We start from the raw sequence: 4918 nt of genomic DNA, 5'->3' as shown, positions 1-4918 counted from the left end.
CCGGCCCCTGGCTGTTCATCGACAGCGCGCCCAGATGGCTTTGCCCCAGTTCCATCTGCACCAGCGCGTTGGCGAGCGGGCCCAGCCCCATGCCGCCATGTTCCTTGGGAATGAACGGCAACCACAGGCCCTGCGCCCGCGCCTTGGCCCGCAGCGCGTTCAGCACGGTCTTGTAATCAGCGCCTTCGTGCAGTTCCTTTTCCGCCGGCCGGCATTCATCGTTCACCCATTGGCGCACCCGTTCGCGAACGGCCTTGGCTTCGGCTGGAATCTCGAAATCGATCGACATGGCTGTGGCCTCCCCGGCGGTTATTTTCTGAGGGGAGCTTACTCGGGAGGGAGTGACCCGCAACCTATCACCTCTCCCGTGGGGGAGAAGGGTGCCGCGCGACATCGCAGCGCCTTGCCCGCTGCGGCCGCCCCGCCGACAGCAGCACCATGACCATCCTTGTGCCCCTGTTGGGCGATCAACTCTCCCACAACCTCGCCAGCCTGCGCGCCGTCACCCCGGCGAGCGCGGTGGTGCTGATGATGGAGGTGGCGGATGAAGCCACCTACGTGCCCCATCACCCGCAGAAGATCGCCCTGTTCTTCAGCGCCATGCGCCACTTTGCCGAGGAATTGCGGCAGGCGGGGTGGACGGTGGATTATGTGACGCTGGACGATCCTGCCAACACGGGCGATTTCACCGGCGAAGTCACCCGTGCCGCCGCCCGCCATGGTGCCACCAGCATCGTCACCGTGAAGGCCGGCGAATGGCGCGTGCTGGAGGCGCAGCAAGCCTGGCCGGGTGCCAAGCTGCTCGACGATGATCGCTTCCTCTGCAGCATCGAACAATTCGCGGACTGGGCCGCCCCGCGCAAACGCATGGTGATGGAGGATTTCTACCGCATCATGCGCCGGCAGACCGGCCTGTTGATGGACGGTGATCAGCCCGTGGGCGGCCAATGGAATTACGATCAGGAAAATCGCAAATCCGTGCCGAAAGGCCACCGCTTCACACCACCGCTGCGTTTCGCCCCCGATGCCATCACCACCGAAGTGATGGCACTCGTCGCCGGCCGTTTCGGCAATCATTTCGGCAGCATCGACGGTTTCAGCTGGGCCGTGACCCGCGAACAGGCCTTGGCTGCCCTCGCTGATTTCATCACGCATCGGCTGGCCGGCTTCGGTGATTATCAGGATGCGATGGTCACCGGCGAGGACGTGCTCAACCACAGCCTGCTCGCCCCCGCACTCAACCTCGGCCTGCTCTCCCCCCTCGAAGTCTGCCAGGCCGCCGAAGCGGCATATTTGGCCGGCGCCGCGCCGCTGAACGCCGTCGAAGGCTTCATCCGCCAGATCCTGGGCTGGCGCGAATATGTGCGCGGCCTCTACTGGTTTGCCGGGCCAGACTACACCGCCCGCAACCACCTCGCCGCCACCCGCCCCCTGCCCGCCCTGTTCTGGGGCGCACCCACCGATCTGAAATGCCTGTCACAAGCCGTGGACGCCACGCGCCGCAACGCCATGGCCCACCATATCCAGCGCCTGATGATCCTGGGCAATTTCGCCATGCTGGTCGGCACCGATCCGGCCGAAGTCCACCGCTGGTACCTCGCCGTCTATGCCGACGCGCTGGAATGGGTGGAGGCCCCCAACGTCATCGGCATGTCCCAATTCGCCGACGGCGGCCTGATGGCCACCAAACCCTACGCCGCCGGCGGCGCCTACGTGAACCGCATGAGCAACCACTGCAAAACCTGCCGATACGACGTCAAACAGCGCACCGGCCCCACCGCCTGCCCGCTCAACAGCCTCTATTGGGACTTCCTCGCCCGCCACGAGGGTTTGCTCAGCAGCAACCAACGCCTCTGGCGCATGTACGACGGCTGGCGGCGGTTCGCGCCCGACGAACAGGTGCGCATCCGGGAACAGGCGGCGGGGTTCTTGGCGGGGCTGGCCTAACCCCCTCTTTCGTCGCCCCGGACTTGATCCGGGGCCCCGCTTCCTTTCCCCACCCCCGGAGGACCCAAAATGCCCAAACGCACCTCCCCCCAAGACGCGCACGACATCACCCAGGCCGACGATCTGCAACACGCCGTGCACGACAAACGCGAAGGCTGGCGCGCCAACCCCACCAAAGCCCGCCGCCGCCAACGCCGCTACACCGGCCTGCTGACGCGCGAGTTGCTGAAGCAAGGCGGGGCGGAAGAGGAAGAGTGAAAGGGAGCCTCCGGCGGGCAGGGTCGCAGGCCCTGCACCCGTTTGCTTGAGGTGGCGGTGCATGGCGGGAGTGCGCCCGCAATGTAGCCATCGGCTCAACTCTCTACCGAGCCAGAAAGCCGCCAGTCCGCCTTAGTTCCAGCACCTTGCAGTCAAGGACGGCTTTCGATCAGCCTTGCACGCGCTCAGCCCGGCCATCCTTGACCATGATGCTGCGCGCGCATCGGGCCGCAATATCTTCATCATGCGTGCAGATCAGAAACGTGGCCTTGTCCTCGCGGTTCACCTCTTTCATCAGATCAAGCACCTTGTCTGCCGAGACCCGGTCAAGGCTGCCCGTCGGCTCGTCGGCCAGGATCAGGGCCGGGTTGTTCATCAGCGCCCGCGCGATGGCGACGCGCTGTTTCTGCCCGCCGGAAAGACGCGTGGCCGGAAAATCCATCCGGTCGGCCAGCCCCACCCGATCCAGCAATTCGCGGGCGCGCTGCCGCATGGCGCCGGTCATCCGGCCAGCCGGCGCGGCGGCCGGGAAGGCCACATTCTCGGTCGCGGTGAAATCCGGCAGCAGGTGATGAAACTGGAAGATGAAGCCCAACTGCTGGTTGCGGAACCGGGCGCGCTCTGGTTCCGACAATGTATCAACCCGCTGGCCGGCAATGGTGATGCGGCCGGCCGTGGGCTGCAGCAACAGGCCGATGATCGACAGGAGGGTGGATTTCCCCGAACCCGATGCCCCCAACAGTGCAACCAGTTCGCCGGATTGCAGCGTGAGGTCCACGCCCTTGAGCACTTCGGTCAACTCGTCCCCGTTGCGGAACGTCATGCCGATGCCGCGAGCGTCCACCACGTCGGTCATTGCTGGATGGCCTCCAGCGGATCGAGCCGCGCCGCCGATCGGGCCGGGATCACCGAGGCCAGGACAGCGCCCAGCGTGGTCAACGCAAACACGGTGAGATAGCTGCCCTCGCTTGCCACGATGGGCAACACCATAGTGCCGTCTGCCTTGGTCAGCGTTGCCAGCCACGAACACAGGGCAAAGCCGGTGAGGCAGCCGATCCCAGCCCCCACCATGCCGATCAACAGGCCCTGCAGCACGAAAACGGCGGCAATGAACCGGCGGGCCACGCCAAACGCGCCCATGATGCCGATCTCGCCGCGCCGCCGGTTGGCCGAAAGGCTGAGCGCGCTGGCAATGCCGATCAGCACGGAAATCAGCGAGAAGATCTGGATCAGCGTGCCGGTTTGCGCCTGGGCGAACAGCGCGCCTTCCAGCGTGGTGTTGCGTTCCTGCCAGGATGTGACGCGCAGGCCGGTGGCATCACGCAGGAAGGCGGCGAATTCGCGCGCCTGCCCGGGATCGTGCAACTTCACTTCGATATTGGTCACGCCTTCGGGCAGGCGGAACAGCGGCCGCGCCGTACGGATCGACAGGAAGGCCACGCGCTCATCAAGGTTGAGCAGGCCGGTGCGAAAGATGCCGCGCACCGTCAACAAGCGATCAACACCGCGATCGGTGCGGAACAACACCGGCTGGCCGGCCGAAAGCCCAAGATTTTCGGCCAGCTGCGCGCCAATCAGGATGCCATCCGCACCCAGATCAGCGTCACCGGCGTTGATCTTGGTCGTTATCGGCGAAATAGCATCCAGCGCCGATGGTTCAATGGCGGTCACGGCCAGGGGCGCCACCGCTTCCCCCTTCACCAGGAAGGCATTGCCAGAAATCTGCGGGCTGATGGCGGACACCAGCGGCTGGCTGCGCAGCAGTGCCACGGTCGGGCCCCAGGCGCGGATCTGGCGGCGTTGAAAGGTTGAAACCAGCGCGACGGATTGCACATCGGCGGCCCTGGCGGGCAGCACCCGCGCCACGCGCACCTCCTGCTCCAGCGAGACATGTGAACTATTGGCCGTCACATCGGCAGTCAGCCGGATCGCCAGCCCTTCGATCAGCGCGGTGATGAACACAAAGGCGGTCACCCCCAGCGCCACGCCGGTGATCAGCAGGGCTGTCTGCGCCGGGTTGGAAAACAGATAGCGGCGGGCAACGACCAGTGCGAACATGTTGCCCGCGCCCCTATTTCGCCGCGACGGGCTGCGGCCGCACCCGGGCCTCCGGCGCCGTTTCGGCCGGGGTGAGCACGATACGATCGCCGTCGGCAAGGCCGCGTTCCACGATGGCATCGCGCGAGGGCCAATCGGCGATGGTGATCGCCCGTGCCCGCACAATGCCGTCGGCATCAACAAGATACACCGCAGGCGCGGTGGTGGCGTTGATCACGGCCTGCCGCGGGATCACGATGCCGGCGGCGCGCTGGGCCACGATGATCGTGATATCCACCGATCGACCGGCCGGAATCTGGCCGCCATCAACAGGCTGCAGCCTGATCGCCCTGCCGCCCGTGATCGGATCCACCCGCGGCGACACTTCGGTGATGCGCGCGGCGAACACCGCATCCGATCCGGTGAGGGCCGCCCGCGCCGCCATGCCGGGCCGCAGCGCATCGGCATAGGCTTCATCGGCTTCGGCGCGCAGTTCCACCGCATCGCCCGAACCCAGCTGGAACAGGGTGGTTTCGGGCGAGACAAGCTGGCCATTGTCGATGGGCCGCACCAGCACGACGCCCGCCATCGGAGCCCGGACGGTGAATTCACCGGTGCGCGCCACGGCAGCGCGGCGGGTGGCAGAGGCGGCGGCGAGCGCCGCTTCCGCCGAAAG

The 4918-nt window shown here is 66.2% G+C and carries 6 protein-coding genes; 2 read left to right on the top strand and 4 right to left on the bottom strand.

From position 1 onward, the window contains the following. A partial coding sequence (locus RT662_RS04250; protein WP_313669437.1) for an acyl-CoA dehydrogenase family protein occupies nt 1-289 on the bottom strand: 289 nt, incomplete at its 3' end. Between the two features lie 149 nt (nt 290-438). Here RT662_RS04250 and RT662_RS04245 point away from each other — a divergent pair. After that, nucleotides 439-1947: a cryptochrome/photolyase family protein gene (locus RT662_RS04245; RefSeq protein ID WP_313669435.1), complete on the top strand. Its 1509-nt coding sequence runs from the start codon at nt 439-441 to the stop codon at nt 1945-1947. Between the two features lie 69 nt (nt 1948-2016). Beyond that, nucleotides 2017-2205 carry a hypothetical protein gene (locus RT662_RS04240; protein ID WP_313669433.1) on the top strand — a complete coding sequence of 63 codons (189 nt, stop codon included), beginning with the start codon at nt 2017-2019 and terminating at the stop codon, nt 2203-2205. 169 nt (nt 2206-2374) lie between these two features. Here RT662_RS04240 and RT662_RS04235 read toward each other — a convergent pair whose 3' ends face one another. The 3 genes from RT662_RS04235 to RT662_RS04225 form a co-directional block, all read right to left on the bottom strand. Beyond that, complete coding sequence (locus RT662_RS04235; RefSeq protein ID WP_313669431.1) at nt 2375-3061, bottom strand: ABC transporter ATP-binding protein; 687 nt, start codon at nt 3059-3061, stop codon at nt 2375-2377. After that, nucleotides 3058-4263 (bottom strand): ABC transporter permease, encoded by a 1206-nt coding sequence (locus RT662_RS04230; RefSeq protein WP_313669429.1) that lies wholly within the window; start codon nt 4261-4263, stop codon nt 3058-3060. The genes RT662_RS04235 and RT662_RS04230 overlap by 4 nt, the downstream gene beginning before the upstream one ends. A 13-nt stretch (nt 4264-4276) precedes the next feature. Beyond that, a partial coding sequence (locus RT662_RS04225; RefSeq protein WP_313669427.1) for an efflux RND transporter periplasmic adaptor subunit occupies nt 4277-4918 on the bottom strand: 642 nt, incomplete at its 5' end.

The organism is Sandarakinorhabdus sp. (assembly GCF_032115815.1).
Taxonomy (GTDB): Bacteria; Pseudomonadota; Alphaproteobacteria; order Sphingomonadales; family Sphingomonadaceae; genus Sandarakinorhabdus.
The sequence above is the reverse complement of the archived record's forward strand: the minus strand, read 5'-3'. Positions and strand labels throughout refer to the sequence as shown.

What these genes read in the sequence shown, in the direction of transcription:
- RT662_RS04245 (WP_313669435.1), top strand. Translation starts at nt 439, where the DNA reads ATGACCATCCTTGTGCCCCTGTTGGGCGATCAACTCTCCCACAACCTC.
- RT662_RS04240 (WP_313669433.1), top strand. Translation starts at nt 2,017, where the DNA reads ATGCCCAAACGCACCTCCCCCCAAGACGCGCACGACATCACCCAGGCC.
- RT662_RS04230 (WP_313669429.1), bottom strand. Translation starts at nt 4,263, where the DNA reads ATGTTCGCACTGGTCGTTGCCCGCCGCTATCTGTTTTCCAACCCGGCG.
- RT662_RS04235 (WP_313669431.1), bottom strand. Translation starts at nt 3,061, where the DNA reads ATGACCGACGTGGTGGACGCTCGCGGCATCGGCATGACGTTCCGCAAC.